The 19,137-nt window shown below is 59.3% G+C and carries 15 protein-coding genes; 3 read left to right on the forward strand and 12 right to left on the reverse strand.

Features of this window, described 5'->3' with window-relative positions:
- Positions 1 to 100 precede the first annotated feature (100 nt).
- From VW41_20210 to VW41_20220, 3 genes are read left to right on the forward strand one after another with little or no spacing between them, the layout of a single operon-like run.
- Positions 101 to 1,195 (forward strand): glycerol dehydrogenase, encoded by a 1,095-nt coding sequence (locus tag VW41_20210; GenBank protein ID AJZ91175.1) that lies wholly within the window; start codon positions 101 to 103, stop codon positions 1,193 to 1,195.
- Between the two features lie 16 nt (positions 1,196 to 1,211).
- Positions 1,212 to 2,513 carry a nitrilotriacetate monooxygenase gene (locus VW41_20215; protein AJZ92031.1) on the forward strand — a complete coding sequence of 434 codons (1,302 nt, stop codon included), beginning with the start codon at positions 1,212 to 1,214 and terminating at the stop codon, positions 2,511 to 2,513.
- Positions 2,514 to 2,518: 5 nt separating this feature from the next.
- Positions 2,519 to 3,715 (forward strand): aspartate aminotransferase, encoded by a 1,197-nt coding sequence (locus tag VW41_20220; GenBank protein AJZ91176.1) that lies wholly within the window; start codon positions 2,519 to 2,521, stop codon positions 3,713 to 3,715.
- A gap of 15 nt (positions 3,716 to 3,730) precedes the next feature.
- Here VW41_20220 and VW41_20225 read toward each other — a convergent pair whose 3' ends face one another.
- The 12 genes from VW41_20225 to VW41_20280 all read right to left on the reverse strand — a co-directional run bounded on the left by VW41_20225 (position 3,731) and on the right by VW41_20280 (position 19,085).
- Positions 3,731 to 4,885: a hydrolase gene (locus VW41_20225; GenBank protein AJZ91177.1), complete on the reverse strand. Its 1,155-nt coding sequence runs from the start codon at positions 4,883 to 4,885 to the stop codon at positions 3,731 to 3,733.
- Between the two features lies 1 nt (position 4,886).
- Entirely contained in the window at positions 4,887 to 5,414 is a 528-nt protein-coding gene (locus tag VW41_20230; protein AJZ91178.1) for an acetyltransferase, read from the reverse strand.
- Between the two features lie 218 nt (positions 5,415 to 5,632).
- Positions 5,633 to 6,457, reverse strand: a complete 825-nt coding sequence (locus VW41_20235; protein AJZ91179.1) for a 5-deoxyglucuronate isomerase — start codon at positions 6,455 to 6,457, stop codon at positions 5,633 to 5,635.
- A 9-nt stretch (positions 6,458 to 6,466) separates the two neighbouring features.
- Positions 6,467 to 7,357 (reverse strand): hypothetical protein, encoded by an 891-nt coding sequence (locus VW41_20240; protein ID AJZ91180.1) that lies wholly within the window; start codon positions 7,355 to 7,357, stop codon positions 6,467 to 6,469.
- Between the two features lie 10 nt (positions 7,358 to 7,367).
- Positions 7,368 to 9,281, reverse strand: a complete 1,914-nt coding sequence (locus VW41_20245) for a 5-dehydro-2-deoxygluconokinase (GenBank protein AJZ91181.1) — start codon at positions 9,279 to 9,281, stop codon at positions 7,368 to 7,370.
- A 9-nt stretch (positions 9,282 to 9,290) separates the two neighbouring features.
- Entirely contained in the window at positions 9,291 to 10,424 is a 1,134-nt protein-coding gene (locus VW41_20250; protein ID AJZ91182.1) for a myo-inositol 2-dehydrogenase, read from the reverse strand.
- Positions 10,425 to 10,633: 209 nt separating this feature from the next.
- Entirely contained in the window at positions 10,634 to 11,662 is a 1,029-nt protein-coding gene (locus VW41_20255; protein ID AJZ91183.1) for a sugar ABC transporter permease, read from the reverse strand.
- An 11-nt stretch (positions 11,663 to 11,673) separates the two neighbouring features.
- Entirely contained in the window at positions 11,674 to 13,221 is a 1,548-nt protein-coding gene (locus VW41_20260; GenBank protein ID AJZ91184.1) for a D-ribose transporter ATP-binding protein, read from the reverse strand.
- A gap of 148 nt (positions 13,222 to 13,369) precedes the next feature.
- Entirely contained in the window at positions 13,370 to 14,299 is a 930-nt protein-coding gene (locus VW41_20265; protein AJZ91185.1) for a sugar ABC transporter substrate-binding protein, read from the reverse strand.
- A 35-nt stretch (positions 14,300 to 14,334) separates the two neighbouring features.
- Positions 14,335 to 15,321 carry an inositol 2-dehydrogenase gene (locus VW41_20270; GenBank protein AJZ91186.1) on the reverse strand — a complete coding sequence of 329 codons (987 nt, stop codon included), beginning with the start codon at positions 15,319 to 15,321 and terminating at the stop codon, positions 14,335 to 14,337.
- Positions 15,322 to 15,639: 318 nt separating this feature from the next.
- Positions 15,640 to 17,568 (reverse strand): 3D-(3,5/4)-trihydroxycyclohexane-1,2-dione hydrolase, encoded by a 1,929-nt coding sequence (locus VW41_20275; GenBank protein AJZ91187.1) that lies wholly within the window; start codon positions 17,566 to 17,568, stop codon positions 15,640 to 15,642.
- 11 nt (positions 17,569 to 17,579) lie between these two features.
- Positions 17,580 to 19,085: a methylmalonate-semialdehyde dehydrogenase gene (locus VW41_20280; GenBank protein ID AJZ91188.1), complete on the reverse strand. Its 1,506-nt coding sequence runs from the start codon at positions 19,083 to 19,085 to the stop codon at positions 17,580 to 17,582.
- Positions 19,086 to 19,137: the final 52 nt, after the last annotated feature.

The raw sequence follows: 19,137 nt of genomic DNA on the forward strand, positions 1-19,137 counted from the left end.
CGTACCATTCAGGAAGGCTTTAGCGCTAAAACAAAAAACAATTACCCCTTTATTATTAAGAAGTTAATAAGAATTCAGGCTATTTCATCAAGGTAGAAACGTGTTAGCGATCAAATCCCCCAAAGCCTATCTGCAACGGCCCGGCCTGCGGGCCAAAGTCGGCGAGTACGTCAAGCCCCTTGCCAGCCACATTCGCATTATTACCTCCCCCAAAGCCTGGCAGGCCGTAAACCCAGAACTGACTCAGAGCCTCGACGCCCACGGGATCCGCTGGGAAGTCACCTGGCTTGCCGGGGAATGCACCGACGAGGCCATCAGCGGCCTTAGCGAACAGACGTTTGAGCAAGGTGCCAGCGCCATACTGGCTATCGGCGGCGGGCGGGTGCTCGACTGCGCCAAAGCCGCTGGCGATAAGCTGGAGCACGTTTCCGTCATCAACTTTTCTACGCTGGCAGCCACCTGTGCGGCCTGGTCACCGGTGGCGATTATCTACAACGCCGAAGGTGGGCACCTGCGCAGCCAGCCGCTGAAGAAAATGCCGGCGCTGGTTCTGGTCGACAGCGAAGTGATTGCCAGCAGCCCCGCGCGTTACCTGAAAGCCGGCATTGTTGACGCCCTGGCAAAATGGTACGAATTCCGCCCTTATCAGCGCCAGAATCCCGACAGCCTCGCACTCGATCTTAAGGTGATGGCCGCTCAGCGTGCCGTCGAGGCTTATCGTCAGTGGGGCGATGAGGCGGTTGAAGACAACCAGGCGCAGCGAGTGAGCTTTGCGCTGGAACGCGTTATTGACGCGAATATCGTGTTAGCCGGGCTGGCTAACAGCATGCGTGATGATTTGCCCACGCCCGGCGTCGCCCACGCCATTCATAACCGACTCACCCACCAGCCGGAATTACATACCTGGCTGCACGGCGAAAAAGTCGGTTACTGCCTGCTGGTGCAGTCCCTGCTTGAGCAAAAAAACGGCGAGCCGGACCACGAACTTGTGGCGCTGCTGCGCCGTTTCGGCAGCCCGCTGCGCCTCCCGGAACTGACCGGCAGCCGGGCAGAAAGATTCCGGGCGTTAGCCACACAGTTTAGTTTCCCTGCGGCCAGTGCTGCCCGGCTGCCGTTTGCACTCTCGCCAGACTCGCTGGAACAAGCGCTGCTTGCCACCGACCATTTTTCACCGCCGCTTCAGGACAATTTTTGAATTTACTATGAACAACATCGACACTCTCACCGCAAATAAACGCCTGCGTCTTGGCCTGTTCGTTCAACCTGTTGGCCAGCACGTTAGCGGCTGGCGTCTCACGGAGCAGCTTGGTTCACCGACGGATATCGACTGGCTGATTACCCTTGCCAAAAAAGCCGAAGCAGGCCGCTTCGACCTGTTCTTTGTCGGCGATGCGCTAGCCACCAGTATGTACCGCCTGCCTTCGACCATGGCGCGCCTGGAGCCGCTGACCCTGCTGTCTGCCCTGGCCGTCCACACTCGGCGCATTGGTCTGGCGGCAACCGCGTCCACAACCTTTAGCGACCCGTTTACCATGGCACGCAGCTTCTCATCGCTGGACCACATTAGCCGTGGTCGCGCCGCATGGAACGTGGTGACTTCTTTCTCGGCCGATGTGGCAAAAAACTTCAGCCGCGATGACATGCCAAACCATGCCGAGCGCTACGCCCGCGCCCGTGAATTTCTGGACGTCGCTTTTAAGCTGTGGGAAGGCTGGCAGGAAGGCGCGGTCCAGCCGGACAAACAGAGCGGGCAGTATTTTGTGAACGAGAAAATTCAGCCTATTAACCATGTGGGCGAACATTTTCAGGTGCAGGGGCCGCTCAATATCACCCGCTCTCCGCAAGGACGCCCGGTGATCATCGAAGCCGGCTCGTCCTCTGACGGGCAGAAACTAGCCGCAGAAACCGCCGAGGTCATCTTCACGGCCGCAGCAAGCCTGGAAGAAGCGCAGGCGTTTTATCAGTCGCAAAAAAACCAGGTTAAAGCCGCAGGCCGTAACCCCGACCAGGTGGTGATTATGCCCGGCGTGATGCCGATTATTGGCCGCACCCGTGAAGAAGCGACCGCACTCTGGAAATCGCTAAATGCGCTGGTGGATATAGACAATGGCCTGAAACAACTTTCGCTGCGCTTTGGCATGGACATGTCAGCCTTCCCGCTGGATGGCCCCGTGCCTGAAGTACCGCTGGGCGAAGGTAACCAAAGCCGCGTGAAGCTGATGACCGACCTGGCAAAACGCGAAAACCTGACGCTGCGCGAGCTGGCTGCCGTTGCCGCCGGATCTCGCGGGCACCGCGTCATCGTCGGTACCGCCGACGATATTGCCGACGACTTCCAGCTTTGGCTTGAGCAAGGCGGCGCGGACGGCTTCAACATCATGCCCGCCGTCATGCCGGAGCAGTTGGATCTGTTCGTTGAGCTGGTCATGCCTGAACTGCGTCGTCGGGGCCTGTATCCGGCCGAGTATGAACACGCGACGCTGCGTGAGAACCTTGGCCTGCCGGTGGTGTAACCAGGATGAAACTTTCACAGCGAGTCCAGCGGGTGACGCTATCGGCCAACGCGGCGGCAAGAGATTTAACCCGCCAGTTGAAGGCCGATGGCGTGGACATCCTCGACCTGACGACCGGCGAACCTGATTTCGACACGCCGCGCCACATTCGTGAAGCCGCGTGGCAGGCAATGGAAGAGGGGCAAACCCGCTATACGCCAACGCAGGGGACTTTACTACTGCGGAAAGCCGTTCAGGCCAAGCTTCTGCGCGAGAATAATCTCGACTTCACCAGCGACGAAATCGTCATCGCCAACGGGGCCAAGCAGATAATCTTCAATGCTTTCGCCGCCACGCTTGATGACGGGGATGAAGTTCTGGTGCCCGCCCCCTACTGGCCGACGTTCCCGGATAGCGTCCGCTTTAACGGCGGAGAAGCCGTCATTCTTGCCTGCCCGCTGGAACAGCACTACAAGCTGCTCCCGGCCCAGCTTGAGCAAGCCATCACGCCCCGCACCCGCTGGCTGGTGCTGAATAATCCCGGCAATCCTTCTGGCATGGTTTATAGCCCGCAAGAGCTTGAGGCGCTGGCCGACGTTCTGCGCCAGCACCCGCAAGTCTGGATCCTGCTGGACGAATTGTATGAGCACATCCTGTTCGACGCTCGCCAGCACGTAAACCTGCTCAACGTTGCGCCAGATCTGCGGCAGCGCACGCTGCTGGTCGGCGGCGTCTCCAAAACCTATGCCATGACGGGCTGGCGTATCGGCTATGGCGCTGCCCCCGTGCCGCTGGCGCATCAGCTCGCGGTGGTGCAATCGCAAATTAGCTCCGGCGCAAGCGCCGTCAGCCAGGCCGCTGCGGCCGCCGCGTTTAACGGTGGGCTGGATTTCCTGCCGCAGCAGGTGGCCGCTTATCAGGCGCGGCGTGATGCCCTGGTCGATATTTTGCGACCGGTTGAAGGGCTGGAACTTCTCCAGCCTGAAGGGGCATTCTTTGTTTTTATCCGCGTCGCAGGTTTGCTCGGCAGGGTGAAAGCGAACGGTAAACGCCTTGAACATGAAGAGGATGTGATGCACTTATTGCTGGAAAACGGTGTTTCAGGCGTGGCGGGAAGCGCCTACGGGCTTTCTCCCTATTTCCGGCTTTCCATTGCCACCGACTTCGACACGGTTGTAGAAGCCGGCAGGCGAATAGCGCGCGCCTGCGCCACGCTAAGGTAGCTCAGGCGCATAAAGCTAAGACAGTTTTTCCAGCGCCTTCTCCGCCAGCTGCGCCAGATACTGGGCGGTCGGGAACAGCGCGTTGTCATCCACCCTGAATTTAGGGTGGTGCAGCGCCCAGGGCCCGCCGGAGCCGACCATCATGAAAGTACCGGGCACCTTCTGCTGATAGAACGAAAAATCTTCCCCGATGGGGCTCGCTTCAACCCGGCGAGCCTCAAAACCCACCTCACTCGCCTGCGCCAGGGCAAACGCCACCCATTCGGGCGTGTTGACCACCGAAGGCGGCCCCGCGTGCCACAGAAACTCAATTTGGGCGTCAAACGCCACCGCAAGGCCATTCAGCAAAGCACGGAAACGCTTTTCAATCAGTTCACGCGCCTGCGCGTTGAAGGTGCGCACCGTTCCCTCCATATAAGCGGTGTCAGGAATAACGTTCCATGTGCTGCCGCTGTGGATCTGCGTGATAGAAACAACCGCATTCTGTTCGGACGGCAGATTACGGCTGATCAGCGTCTGCGCCGCAGTCACTATCTGGCTGACTATCACGATCGGATCGTTGCCTTCGTGAGGTTTGGCGGCGTGGGCACCTTTGGCCGCGATCTTAATTTCGAAACGATCGACGCCCGCCGTTAACGCCCCGTCTTTGCCGCCCAGCACGCCCACCGGCAGGGTAGGATCGTTATGAATGCCAAAAATAACCGCCGCGTCATCCAGGGCGCCTGTGGCGATCAGCTCCGGGGCTCCAAGGCCCGTTTCTTCCGCCGCCTGGAAAAGAATTCGCACTCTCCCGGGCAGGCGCTCCTCCTGCTGGCGAAGCAAAATGGCTGCCCCTAATGCGGCTGACGTATGAAAATCGTGCCCACAGGCATGCATTACGCCTTTGTGCTGAGAACTGAACGCCACGCCGGACTCTTCTTCAATGGGCAGTGCGTCAATGTCAGAACGCAGGACCACTAACGGCCCCGGCTGAAAACCACCGACCTCCGCAACCAGGCCCGTCTTTAACGGCAAATCAAGCACGCGGATTCCGGCCTCGCCCAGGGCAGCCCGAATTTTTTTAGTGGTTTCGAATTCCTGATTGGATAACTCGGGGAAGCGATGCATATCGTGGCGGAAAGCCTGAATCTGTTCGGCCAGTGGCCGGTGTTCGGCGAGAAGCTCTTTCATCTTATGTCCTCCTGAAACATCGCTCGAAAGCGGGCTGTCTGGGGCTAATGGTTTTCTGCATATAAACGGTGATGTGGCCTTTACCGAGATCTTTGGTACTGACTGTTTCAAATCCCAGCGAGCGGTAGAGCTGAATCAACCAGGGATGGCTCTCGGCGGTGCCCAGTGAATAAGCGGGCGCGCGTAGCTCCCGGTGTAGTACGGCCTGCTCAAGCCAGTCGAGTAACCGGGCGCCAAGGCGCTGGCCCCGAAGCCGCGGGGCGGTGGCAAACCAGCCGATATGCGGCAGGCCAAACGGCCCCGGCAGCGGCCCCCACGGGTAACGGAGCGTGACCGACGCGATAAGCTCGCCGTCGCGGAACATGCCATAAACGGCGTGGCTATTGATGTGGGCCTGCATTTTTTCCGCATCGGCGCTGGCGGCATCGAACTTAATGCCCAGCTCGCGCGCGGAGGCATATGCCTCATGCACCAGTGGATAATAAATCGCGGTATCTTCAGCGGTTAACTGACGAAAGCTGTCGCTCATAACCTTGACTCCGGAACATCTTTTAGGGGGAAAAGCCTGCGGCAGGTGACGCTATCGGCGGTCACTTTTTCTGTGCCAGATACGTCTAAAATAACATTCCGGGTAACAGCCGGTGATAATGTAACGCTATATGCCAGCGCCAAAAGCTATATATCTCTGGCCGTGCCTCCAAAGAAAAAGGCTGCCTCATCGGGCAGCCTTTTTGGTCTATCGGCCTGTTACTTCGGCTGAGTGCCGTACTCGCTGCCGTTCACCCAGGCGTGATCTTTCTCCCAGGTAAACATCCACTTGCGTACCGGCCCCGCCATCACGTTCAGGTAATAGCTGTCGTACCCGGCCATCGTGGCCACCGGATGGTAGCCCTTCGGCACTTTCACCACGTCTTTGTCGTACACCGCCATGCACTCATCCAGCGCGCGGTCATCGGTGTAAACGCGCTGCAAACAGAACCCCTGCGACGGGTTGAGCCGGTGATAATAGGTCTCTTCAAGATAAGTCTCGTTGGGCGGGTTATCGGTATCGTGCTTGTGGCTCGGGTATGAGCTGGTGCAGCCCTCGTTGGTGTACACCTCCACCACCAGCAGACTGTCGGCGGGCTTATCCTCCGGGAGGATATTGTGGACATAGCGCTGGTTGTGGCCTTTGCCGCGCGCTTCGGCATCAATATCCTGTGGGGCAATAAGTCGCGTGGCATAAGTCCCTTTGCCTGGCGCGGAGCAAACGGCCAGTTCGAGCGCGGTGAGCGCCTGAACCTTTACCGCCTCACCGGACGTCACGTACACGGCCCAGGGCTTGCGGCGCTCAAACGGGCTCATGCGATCCCCTATTTCAGGAAAGCGAGCGAGAGGCGTGTCCACCGTCGCGCGGCCTGCGACCAGAACCAGGCAGCGCTCCTCGTCCACGGCCGGCAGCTCCAGCACTTGCCCTTCCTGAAGCTGATAAGCGGCAAATCCCACGTAGCCCCAGCCCGCGTTTTCCGGCGTGATATGCTGCGTCTGCCCCTGCGAGTCTGGCTGTTGCCAGCGGGAAAGTAATTCGGCCATGCTCCCTCCTTAAATCAGCCCGGCTTCGCGAGCAAAACGGCTCAGGTTAGCGTAGCCCAGCCGCGCGTAGGTCATCGGGTGTGCCACCGCCGGATCTTGCTCGGCCTCGACAACCAGCCACCCCTGATAACCATGTTTTTTCAGCAGCGCCATGATCGGCGGGTAGTTCACGCAGCCGTCGCCCGGCACGGTAAACACGCCGCTCAGTACCGCATCCAGGAAGCTGGTTTTACGGTTTTTCACATCCGCCAGCACCCCAGCGCGCACGTCTTTGCAGTGCACATGGTTAATACGAGAGATCCAACGCTCGGCCACCGCCAGCGGATCGGCTCCCGCAAAAGTCAGGTGCCCGGTGTCCAGCAGCAGCCCGACTTCCGGCCCGGTATGAATCATCAAGTTATTGACGTCATCCGCGCTCTCAATCACCGTCCCCATGTGGTGGTGATAGGCAATTTGCACGCCCTGCTGCTGGGTATAACGGGCGAAGGCGGTAAGCTTTTCGCCGTATTCCTGCCAGCGCTCGACGGGGAAACGAGGTCGTAAATGCACCGGGGTTTGCTGCTCCCCGTGAATACAGTGGGTGACTTCGGCAAAGACCAACACCTTCGCGCCCAGCTCGCGCAACAGCGTCAGGTGAGGCTGCACGGCCTCGATTTCCTCCTCAACGGTGCGCTCCAGCAAGCGGCCGGAATACCAGCCGGAGACCAGCTTCAAATCATGCTTATCGAGAATCGGCCCCAGCACGCCAGCCTCTCGCGGGAACTTATTCCCCAGTTCAAAACCTTCAAACCCGGCCTCTCTGCCTTCGCTCAGACAGGTTTCCAGCGGCGTGTCGGCGCCCAAAGAAGGCAGATCGTCATTGGTCCAGGTCAGCGGGTTAATGCCTAAATGCACGGTCATAATGCTCTCCTTATTGTTTATGCTGGCCGCGCTCGCGCCACAGGGCGATCAGCCGCAGATAATTGTCACGGATGCGCGCCACCAGTTGCGCATCATCGATATCGCGTTTTAACCAGGCCTGCGACGCTTCACCAAACAGCGTGCGTCCTACCGCAAAGCCTTTCACAATCGGGTAGTTAGCGGCAGCGTTGAACCCCTCGCGCAGCACATCAACTGGAGCATCCAGGCCGAGGATCACCACGCCACGGCAGTGGGGATCGCGTTTCTCAACCAGCTCGCTCATGGCCGCCCAGCCAGCGCTGCTCAGCGGCGGAAGCTTCCACCAGTCCGGGTAAATACCGAGGTTGTAGAAGCGGGAAACCGCTCTGAGATAAAGCTCGTCGCTGCGCGGCATATCCGCCGGCAGGATGACTTCCAGCAGCAGTTCGTGGCCCGACTGGCAGCAGGCGCGGTACACCTCCGCAATCTTCTGCTCCTGCTCCAGGCGCAGCGCGTGAGCATCTTCCGGGTGGAAAAAGACCAGGCACTTAACGATGTGCTCCTGCGGCCAGCTAATCAGCTGCGAGCCGATATTGCCGTGCTCCATCTCCAGCGGGCGCGAACCGGGCAACTCAATCGGACGGCCAATCCACCAGCCTTCACCGGTGATTGAATTCAGCGCATCCTGGCCGAAAGTACCGTCGCACAGCAGCCCGGCCTTGCCCTCCAGTTCAGCGCGCTGTGCGGCTTCGCGGCTGGCCTGCAGAATCAGCTGTTTCAGCACCGGAATACGGCGTAAATCCGCGCCGCTTTTCAGCGCCATCTCTTCCAGTTGGCTGCGATGGTCGAACGCCATCACGCAGAGTTCCGGCCACTGACGGCGGCGCGTGGTGACGCGGTGCAGATGGTTCAGACGTGGGTCGAGATCCGGGCGAGGCACCTGATGTTCACGCGACAGGTAATCATCCAGCTCGATTTTGCTCGGCATCGCCGGGGCGCAGCCGTGGCGTGAAACCACCAGCGCGCCGCAGGCATTGGCATAGCGGCAGGCCAGCTCCCAGCCTTCGTCATTAAGGTAGCCGCGCAGCAGTCCGGACATGAACGCGTCCCCCGCGCCCAGCACGTTGAGCACTTCCACCCGCACGCCGCTAACGTTGATCCCGCCGTCCAGGGAATCAGGAATCAGCCCGAGGAAGACGGAGCAACCTTGCGCGCCACGCTTACAGACCAGCGTCGCCTCGGTGTTCTGCCGCACTTTTTTCAGCGCCGCCAGGGTGTCGGTTGACCCGCCCGCAATGTGAAATTCTTCTTCAGTACCGACGATAACGTCAAAAAGATGCAGAACCGATTGCAGCTGTTTTGTGACCTGCTCGGCTTCAACAAAACGCGTCTCGCCGTCGCCAAGAGACGTCAGCCCCCACAGCACCGGGCGGTAATCAATATCCAGCACGGTGCGCACATCGTTCCGGCGGGCATAGCTCAGCGCGGTCAGCACCGCCTCCCGGGTACGCGGGTTTGAGAGATGCGTGCCGGTGATAGCCAGGCAGCGGGCGGAGGCAATGTACTCTTCGCTGACATCGTCCGCCGTAATGGCCATGTCGGCGCAGTTGTCGCGGTAAAAGATCAGCGGAAAGGTGTCGCGATCTTTGATGCCTAACAGCACCAGCGCCGTCAGCCGCTCCTGGTCGGTGATTAAATGGCTGGTATCGCAGCCAACCTGGCTAAGTTCTTCACGCAGAAAGCGCCCCATGTGTTCGTCGCCAACGCGCGCCAGCATAGAAGATTTCAGCCCCTGCCGTGCGGTGCCGTAGGCAACATTGCCGGACGAGCCGCCAAGATAGCGGGCGAAGCTGCTGGCATCTTCCAGCCGTGCGCCAATCTGCTGACTGTAGAGATCTACCGCGACCCGCCCCATGCAAATCAGATCCAACTGCTTTTCTTTCATGCTTCGTCCTTAGACAATGTCAGATACGTTGACCCAGCGCCCCTGCTGGTGAGACAGGGCGATAGCATCGAGAATGCGCGACACTTTCCAGCCCTCTTCAAAATCCGGCCACAGCGGAGCGTCGGCGGCAATGCCATCAATCAGATCGCGCACTTCCACCGTTTTTTGATCGTTAAAGCCGATCCCGTGCCCCGCCCCCATGCAGAATGCGCCATAGTCCGGGTGGGCCGGGCCAACCAGCAGCGTGCGGAAACCCTGGCGGCCTTCGGGGTCGCTTTGCAGATAAAGCTTCAGTTCCGCCATGCGTTCCTGGGTAAAGCTCAACGCACCTTTCGTGCCGGTGATAGTCCAGGTCAGCCCCATTTTTCTACCGCTGGCGACGCGTGACGTTTCGATCACGCCCTGAGCCCCGCCTTCAAAGCGCACCATCGCGTGGGCCTGATCTTCGTTTTCCACGGCGATCATTTCGCTGCTGCCGGCCGACGCCGGCCTCTGCGGCACCACGATTTTCAGGTCGCCGCAGACTTCGCGGATATCGCCCACCAGGTACTGCGCCATATTGACGATGTGCGCCGCCAGATCCCCCAGCGCACCAAGCCCGGCGGTTTCTTTAAAACAGTGCCAGTGGATAGGGGCCAGAGGATCGGCCATATAGTCTTCGTTGTGGGTACCGTAAAAGTGGATCACTTCCCCGATTTCCCCCCGCGCAATGATCTGCTTTGCCAGCTGCGCCGTCGGGTTCTTCATGTAGTTAAAGCCCACTAGCGTTTTGACGCCGGCCAGATCGGCGGCATCCACCATCAGGCGTGCATCCCGGGCGTTAAGCGCCAGCGGCTTTTCTGAATAAACGTGCTTGCCGTGGCGAATCGCCTCCAGCGCCATCTCTTTATGCAGGTGGTTCGGGGAGCAGATGTCCACCACGTCGATATTCGGGTCCGCCACCAGCTCGCGCCAGTCGCCGGTGGAACGATTAAAACCAAACGCCGCGGCGCGTTTCGCCGCCAGCTCCGGGGTGACTTCCGCCACCATTTCACGAACCAGTTCGCCCTGCAGGTCAAAGACCGTCGGTGCCTGCGCGTAGGCAATGGCGTGGGCTTTGCCGATGTAGCCGGTACCGATTAAACCAATTCTGACCTTTTTCATGTGTTGTTCCTGAAGTCGTGACCTGCCCTTTACCCTCACCCCGCCCCTCTCCCTGAAAGGGAAAGGGGGAAAACGGAGGCAGCGTTGAAAATATCCCCGCACTTATCCCCTCTCCCTGAAAGAGAAGAGAGAAAACAGAGGCAGCTGTAATGGTGTTCCCTCTTTTTTCCTCTCCCCTCTGGGGAGAGGGTTAGGGTGAGGGGCAATCCTTACAGCGCCCCTCGGCGGTTCTTCGCGTAGGTATCAAACGCCACCGCCAGCACGATAATCAGCCCGGTAATGATCTGCTGGTAGTAGGCCGAGACGTTCATCAGCACCAGGCCATTAATCAGGATCCCCATAATGATGGCGCCGATGATCGTGCCGCTGATCCGCCCATAGCCCCCCATCAGAGATGTACCACCGATGACTACCGAGGCGATTACGCGCAGTTCGAAGGAGATCCCGGCTACCGCTTCGGCACTGCCCAGCCTGGCGCTGAGCACAAAGCCCGCCAGCCCGGCGAGACAGCCAATCACCACATACACGCTTACCAGCACGCGCTTCACGTTAACCCCGGCCAGACGAGCCGCTTCCGGGTTACCGCCGATGGCATAAACAAAGCGCCCCCAGCGGGTTTTATGCAGTGCCAGATAGCCCAGAATCGAGACAATGGCGAAAATCCAGATAGGAATGGAGATGCCGAGCATTTCTCCGCGTCCCCACCAGCGGTAGCCCGCATCAAAACCGGCGATTGGCGCGCCGTCGTTGATAACCAGCGTCAGGCCGCGCCAGATAGTCATCCCGCCCAGCGTGACGATGAACGGCGGCAAACGCAGACGGGTGACGCCCAGGCCGTGCAGGAAGCCTATCAGTGTGCCGAGCGCCAGGCAGATCCCTAAGCCCAGCAGCCAGCTAAAGCCGCCCCAGGCGTTGGGATCGACGGTGGTAAAATTGTCGCCCTTGATCACATAGGCCGCGGTCATGGCGCACACGGCCAGGATCGAACCAACCGAGAGATCGATGCCCGCGGTGAGAATGACAAAGGTCATGCCCACCGCGATGATCCCGTAAATGGAAACTTCGGTCAGGATGTTGAAAATATTGCGTTCGGACAGGAAGTTGCTGTTCTGCGACTGGAAGAAGATCAGCAGCAGGAACATGAAGATCAGCACCCCGAAACGCTCAAAGAAAGCGATCGGATCGAAGCGCGAAGCGCTTTTTGCCGGAGTCTGGCTTTTGGTAATCATCTGCGTCATGGGCTCCCCCGTTATGCGGCGCTTAAGGCGCTATGGTTGATGGCCATCAGGGTCATCAGCCGTTCTTCGTTAGCTTCATCGCCGTGTAGCTCACCGGTCACTCGCCCTTCGCTGAGGGTGATGATCCGATCCGACACCGCGAGGATTTCCGGCAGATCTGAAGAGATAACGATCACCGCCACGCCTCGTTTAGCCATATCAAACAGCACCTGATGCACTTCCGATTTGGTGCCTACGTCAATGCCACGAGTGGGCTCATCGACGATCAACACTCGCGGATTCAGCGCCATACAGCGCGCCAGGATCACTTTTTGCTGGTTCCCGCCGGAGAGCTTGCGCACCTCCTGCTCGGCGTTAACCATTTTGATTTGCAGCGCCTGCCGGTAGGCCTCAATCAGCGCATCTTCTTTGCGCGGGCTAACGAAATAGCGCCAGGTGAGCAGGGACGAAAGGCTGGAGAGCGACAGGTTGTCGCGGATAGACAGCCCCAGCACCGCGCCTTCTTTTTTACGATCTTCCGGCACCAGGGCGATCCCCTGGTCCAGCGCATGCATTGGGTTTTTCGGCCGGTAGGGTTTGCCGTCCAGCTCGAAGCTACCGGTGGTGAATTTGTCGGCGCCGAACAGGCAGCGTGCTACCTCGGTGCGCCCGGCGCCTACCAGCCCGGCGATGCCCAGCACTTCCCCCGCATGGATGTGGAAACTGATGTCTTTCAACGCGATGCCGTGTGGATCAAGCGGCGGTTTTTCGCGGCTTAATCCCTTCACCGCCAGGCGGATGGGTTTATCTTCATGGTGCGTGAGGCTGCCGTCGCGGCGGTTAAACACCACGTCGCGCCCAACCATCAGGCGAATAATTTGCTCCACGTTGGTGCCCGCCACATCGCCGGAGCCGGTATAGCGGCCATCCTGGAAAACGGTAAAGCGGTCGCAAAGCTGGAAGACTTCATGCAGGCGATGGGTGACATAAATAATGCTGACGCCGCGGCCTTTTAGCTCCCGCACTACGCGGTGCAGGCTCTCAACTTCGCTGTCGCTCAGGGCTGCAGAAGGCTCATCCATAATGATCAGCCGGGCGTTCAGCGTCAGCGCCCTGGCAATCTCCACCATCTGCTGCTGGGCCACGCTGAGGCGGGCCACGGCGGTCGTCGGCGCGACGTTAAGCTGCAAATAATCCAGAATGACCTGCGCTTCCTGATTCACCGCTTTGCTGTCGACTATCAGGTTGCGGCGTCGCGGCTCGCGGCCAAGAAACATGTTTTCCGCCACCGTCATATTGGGCAGCAGGTTAAACTCTTGATAAATTGTGATAATCCCTTTGTTCTGGCGCTCCACCGGCGAGTCATCCACGGAAAGTACTTCGCCGTTAAACCAGATCTCACCGCGCGTTTGCGGCTGCGCCCCGGCCAGCGCCTTCAGCAGCGTGGATTTTCCCGCGCCGTTTTCCCCCAGCAGGGCATGGATTTCCCCCTGCCCGACGCTGAGCTGCGCGCTGCTCAACGCCCATACGCCGGAGAAACTTTTCGCCAGGTCGGTCACTTTCAGTAAAGGTTGCGACATCAGACTGCTCCTCATTTCAGCGAATATCCTCTAGATTTCAAGCTGCAGCACGGCGGCAACTGAGGGCATCCCCGGGATGCATAGCTAACTACGTACCCGGGGTGCGGGCAGCCAGCCAACACGGCTGCAGCTTGAAAGATGACGGATATTATTTGCCTGCTTCGCCGATACGCTCTGCTTGATCGAGGTTATCTTTGGTGATCATCGTGGGCGCGTAATCGGCCCCGGTAATCGCCTTCTTCTCACGAATATTGGCCACCAGCTGGCTCATCGCCGTTTTCACCGCAAAACCTGGGCGTTGATCGGCGGTTGCCGCCATCCAGCCATCGCGCACGCGGGCCAGCGCTTCCGGCACCGCATCAAAGCCGGTCACCAGTACTTCACCCGGCTTCATGCCCTGGCCCTGCAGCGCTTCAATCGCGCCGAGCGCCATATCATCGTTAGCGGAGAGGATCACCTGGGGCTTTTTCGGCAGAGACGGCAGAACGCTTTCAACGATGCGCATGCCTTCAGAACGCATCCAGTTTCCGGTCTGATCGGCGACGATCTTGTATTTATCCCCTCCGGCTTTCAGTCCGTCGCGGATCCCTTTGGTACGTTCGATATTTGAGGAGGAGCCAGGCTGGCCAGTCAGCAGCACGATATCCGCCCCATCGGGGAATTTGGCTTTCACAAAGTCCGCCACGGCCTGGCCGCCTTTATAGTTGTTGGCCCCAAAGTGCGGCACCGGCTTGTCGCTGGCTACCGAGCGGTCAAGCGTCACCACCGGCAGTTTTGCGTCCTGAATTTCCCCCACCGCGCTGGACACGGCGTTAACGTCATTTGGCGAAACGATAAACCCCTGTGCTCCGCGGGTAATGGCGTTTTCGAGGTCGGCGACCTGCTTAGGAGAACTGCCCTGGCTGTCGAGTACCTGCAGCTTGACGCCCATCTCTTTGGCGGCCTGCACGGCGGTGCGCTGCATATGCACTTCAAACGGCATCGCAAGGTTTGGGGTGCTAAAAACTATCTGTTCGTTTTCGGCCAGCGCCGGAGCCGTGGTCAGGGCGATGAGGGCGGCGAGGATGAGCTTTTTCATTGTTATCTCTCTTCTATGTGTAGGGTCTTCGGAGGTTACAAAGCAACTTCGCGCTGGCTACGCAGTGACTCCAGCGCCTTGTCGGCCAGGTACAGGGCGCGTTCACCGTCATCGCCGCTGCACTCGGGTTTGGCCTCGCCGCGCAGGACGGCAACAAAGTGCTGCCATTCGGCGGCATAGGCATCTTTGTAGCGCTGGAGGAAGAAGTGTTCTGGCAACGCGCGGGTGTTACCGCCGTCGCCGAAGAATTGGATCTGGTTTTCCAGAATATTGCCGGCGGTCAGCAGGCCCTTAGAGCCATGGAGCTCCAGGCGTTGGTCGTATCCGTAGGCCGAACGGCGGCTGTTAACGATGGTCGCCAGCGCCCCGGAGGCGTATTTCAGGACAATAAAAGCGGTGTCGATGTCGCCCGCGGCGCCAATCGCCGGATCCACCAGGTTGCTGCCCTGCGCGTACACCGAAACAGGCTCTTCGCCCATGATGAAGCGGGCCATATCAAAGTCGTGAATGGTCATGTCGCGGAACATGCCGCCGGAGACACGGACATATTCAGCAGGCGGCGGGGACGGGTCGCGGGAGATGATCACCAGCGATTCCGTCGTGCCGATACGCCCCTGCAGCGCTTCGTTTTTCAGCCTGCGGAACTGCGGGTCAAAGCGGCGGTTAAAGCCGATAAACAGCGGCACGTTATGGGCTTTTACAACTTTCAGGCAGTCGCGCACGCGGGCCAGATCCAGGTGTACCGGCTTTTCGCAGAAAATCGCTTTGCCGTGTTTGGCGGCAAGCTCAATCAGGTCGGCGTGGGTATCGGTTGCCGAGGCGATCAGCACCGCATGAACCTCCGGATCGCTCATCGCCTGGGCAACGCTCTGCTGGCGCGCCTGGTATTTTTCGGCGATGCGCGCGGCGTTTTCTGCATTAGGGTCAACAACGGACCAAAGGGTGGAATGGGGATGGGCGGCAATATTGGCGGCGTGGATTTGGCCGATACGGCCCGCGCCCAGTAAAGCAATGTTAAACATGGCGGCTCCCGAAAGTGGTGTTGCAGTAGGGTCATGAGCCGGGTGTTCCGGCCTTCACATGCAGCTGAATAACGACGCCTTAAATAAAACATTTATTTCATTTTAATGCAGAGTGAAAGTTTCATTTTTGCGCAGAGGTTAACATTTTGATAATTTATCGGCTGTGTTTTGTTAGCAAAATCACAACACGGAGTGAATTAAAACCTGCACAGAGAAGGGATTTGAGAGGGAGAGCGCGCCCATGCTGAAGAGCGGGAGGAAAATAAGACACAAATGAAATAAACATTCCGCCAGATGACCTGACGGAATGCTAAAAAGTTAGTACTGACGGGCGCGTTTGAGCTTAGCCGCGGTTTGGTCAGCGGCATCAGCCACGGCGCTCGAGCGCGACACCTGGGCATCTCCGGTGCGCCACCAGGCTTCGTAATCGTGGGTCATGGTTTTAGGCAGCACTTTAATGTCCAGCAGCGTTGGGCCAGGCTCCTGACGGGACGCTTCCAGCGCGGCAAGCAGCTCAGACTCGCTGTTGACCCGCCAGGCTTTGCAGCCGTAGCTTTCGGCATTTTGGGCAAAGTCCACCTTCACCAGCGGGCCATCCAGCCTGCCGCTGTGCGGATCCCGCTGGCGATTTTCGGTGCCATAACTGCCCATTCCATGGCCCATTTGCAGGTTATTGATGCAGCCGAACCCCGCGTTATCAAACAGCAAAATGGTGATTTTTATCCCTTCCTGGACGGCGGTTTGCAGCTCGGAATGCAGCATCAGGTAAGAACCATCCCCCACCATCGCATACACCGGCTGTCCTGGCTGCGCGAGCTTTGCCCCTACCGCCGCGGCTATCTCGTAGCCCATGCACGAGTAACCGTATTCCAGATGATAGCTGTCCGGCGTTTTTACCTGCCACAGGCGCTGTAAATCCCCCGGTAGCGATCCCGCCGCGCCCACCACAATGGCGTCATCTTCAATATGCTGGTTCACCAGGCCCAGCACGCGGGTTTGGGTCAATGATGTCCCCAATTCGCGGCTGTATTCCCGCAACGTTTCATCCAGATGGCCCGCCACTTCCGGGGGTTCTCCAGGCTGCCATTGCCGCGCCCACAGCCGCTGGCATTCATCCCGCCAGACCGCTTTAGCGTGAGCGGCTTCGTCCTGCCAGGCCGCGTGATAGCCAGCCTGATGCAGGCCGGAAGTCAGCTGCTCGAGCCCAAGCCGGGCATCGGCCACCAGCGGCGTGGCGTCCAGCTTCAGGGCGTCGAATTCAGCCACGTTCAGCAGCAGGAAGTCGGCCTCAGGTGAAAACAGCGATTTGGAACCGGTGGTAAAGTCGGTCAGCCGGGTGCCCACGCCAATGATTAAATCCGCCTGCGGAGCCAGCAGGTTTGCCGCCAGGCCCCCCGTCACGCCGATTCCCCCCAGATTAAGTGAGTGCTCGCTTACAATCGCACCTTTCCCGGCCTGCGTTTCGGCGAACGGTAGCCCGAAGCCCTCCACAAAATCCTGCAAAGCCCGATGCGCACCGGAATAACGAACCCCGCCGCCGCAGATAACCAGCGGGCGACGCTTGCCGCTAATCAGCTTTAGCGCGGCCTGCAGGCGATTTTCATCCGGTGGCCGGCGCTCGATATGATGCACCCGTTTTTCAAAGAAGCTTTGCGGGTAATCCCAGGCTTCCCCCTGCACGTCCTGCGGCAGGAAAATCGTTACCGCACCGGTATCCGCTGGGTTAGTAAGCACTCGCATGGCGCTAATCATGGCGCTCATCAGCTGTTCAGGGCGGTTGATTCTGTCCCAGTAGCGGGACACCGGTCGGAAGCAGTCGTTGGTGCTGATGCTGAGGTCGTGATACTGCTCGATTTGCTGGAGCACCGGGTCCGGCTGGCGGCTGGCGTATATGTCGCCGGGCAATAACAGCAGCGGAATGCGGTTGGCGGTGGCCGTTGCGGCGGCAGTCACCATGTTGGCTGCCCCTGGCCCTACGGATGAGCTCACGGCATAGATACGCTGCCGCCGGTGCTGTTTCGCGAAACCGGTGGCGATATGCGCCATACCCTGCTCGTTACAGCCCTGATGCACCTTCAGGTGGCCGGGGTCTTCCTCCAGCGCCTGCCCAAGACCGAGCACGTTGCCGTGCCCGAAAATGGTCATTACGCCTTCTATAAACGGCTGCTCCTGCCCGTCGATTTCAACGTACTGCTGGTTTAAAAACCTGACCAGCGCCTGCGCCATGGTCATGCGTTGTGTTGTCATCTTTCCTCCCCTTAGCCCAGCGTCGGCATCGAGAACGCAGAGCCTTGCTGGTGGCTGGTTTCCGGCCAGCGGGCGGTGACGGTTTTCATGCGCGTATAGAAACGCACGCCATCGCTGCCGTGCACGTTCAGCGGCCCGAAGATGGAACGTTTCCAGCCGCCAAAGCTGTGGAAAGCCATCGGCACCGGGATAGGCACGTTCACGCCAACCATGCCCACCAGGACTTCTTCGGTAAAGCGTCTTGCTGTGCCGCCGTCACGGGTAAAAATCGCCGTGCCGTTGCCGTATTCGTGTTTGTTAATAAGATCCAGGGCGCTGGCGTAATCCGGCACGCGCACCACGCTCAGCACCGGACCGAAGATCTCTTCTTTATAAATGGTCATCTCCGAAGTGACATGGTCAAACAGCGTAGGGCCAACAAAATAGCCGCCTTCGTGGCCTGCCAGCCTGAGGCCTCGCCCATCCACCCGTAGCGTAGCGCCCTGCTGTTCTCCGCTATCAATATAGCCCAGCACTTTAGCCCGGTGCGGGGCGGAAATCAGCGGCCCCATTTCGTTTTCCGGCTCATGCCCAAGGCCTGGCCCAACGCGCAGCGTAGCAAGCTGCTTTTCCAGCCCCGCGCACAGTGCCTCTGCGGTTTCATCCCCCACGGCGACCACCACCGAGAGCGCCATACAGCGTTCTCCGGCGGCACCAAAAGCCGCCCCCATAATGGCGTTGGTCGCCATTTCCAGGTCAGCATCCGGCATTAAAATGCAGTGGTTTTTCGCCCCACCCAGCGCCTGGCAGCGCTTGCCGTGGGCGGAGGCGGTCTGGTAGATGTACTCGGCGATAGGCGTCGAGCCAACAAAGCTGACGGCCTGAACTCTTGGGTCGGTCAGCAATACGTCCACGGCTTCTTTATCGCCCTGCACCACGTTAAACACACCATCCGGCAGCCCGGCTTCCTTCAACAACTGAGCAAGCCGCAGCGACAGCGACGGATCTTTTTCCGACGGCTTCAGAACAAAGGTATTCCCGGTCGCCAGCGCGATTGGGAACATCCACATCGGCACCATGGCCGGGAAGTTAAACGGCGTGATCCCCGCGCAAACGCCAAGCGGCTGCATCAGCGAATGGCTATCAACGCCCGTGCCCACGTTAGCTGAGTGCTCCCCCTTTTGCAGATGCGGAATGCCGCAGGCAAACTCCACCACTTCGAGGCCGCGGGTCAGCTCTCCCACCGCGTCAGAATAGACTTTGCCGTGCTCTTCGCTAATGAGCTTCGCCAGGCTGTCCATATGTTCCTCAAGCAGGCTTTTAAAGCGGAACATCACGCGGGCGCGCTTCAGCGGAGACTGGCGGGCCCAGCCCGGAAACGCCTGCTGGGCGGCGGCAATGGCCTGCTCGGTCTGCCTGGCCGTGCTCATGGCGACCTGGCGGATCTGCGCGCCGGTTGCCGGGTTGAAGATCGCCTGTACCCGCTGGCCTTCGCCCGCGACGCATTCACCGTGGATAAAATTCGCTACCGTCTCCATCTCTGGCCTCTTGCTGTTAGGGTTGTCTCCTGCACACTCTATATGAAACAAA

The organism is Klebsiella michiganensis, from assembly GCA_000963575.1.
In the GTDB taxonomy this organism is placed as follows: domain Bacteria; phylum Pseudomonadota; class Gammaproteobacteria; order Enterobacterales; family Enterobacteriaceae; genus Cedecea; species Cedecea michiganensis_A.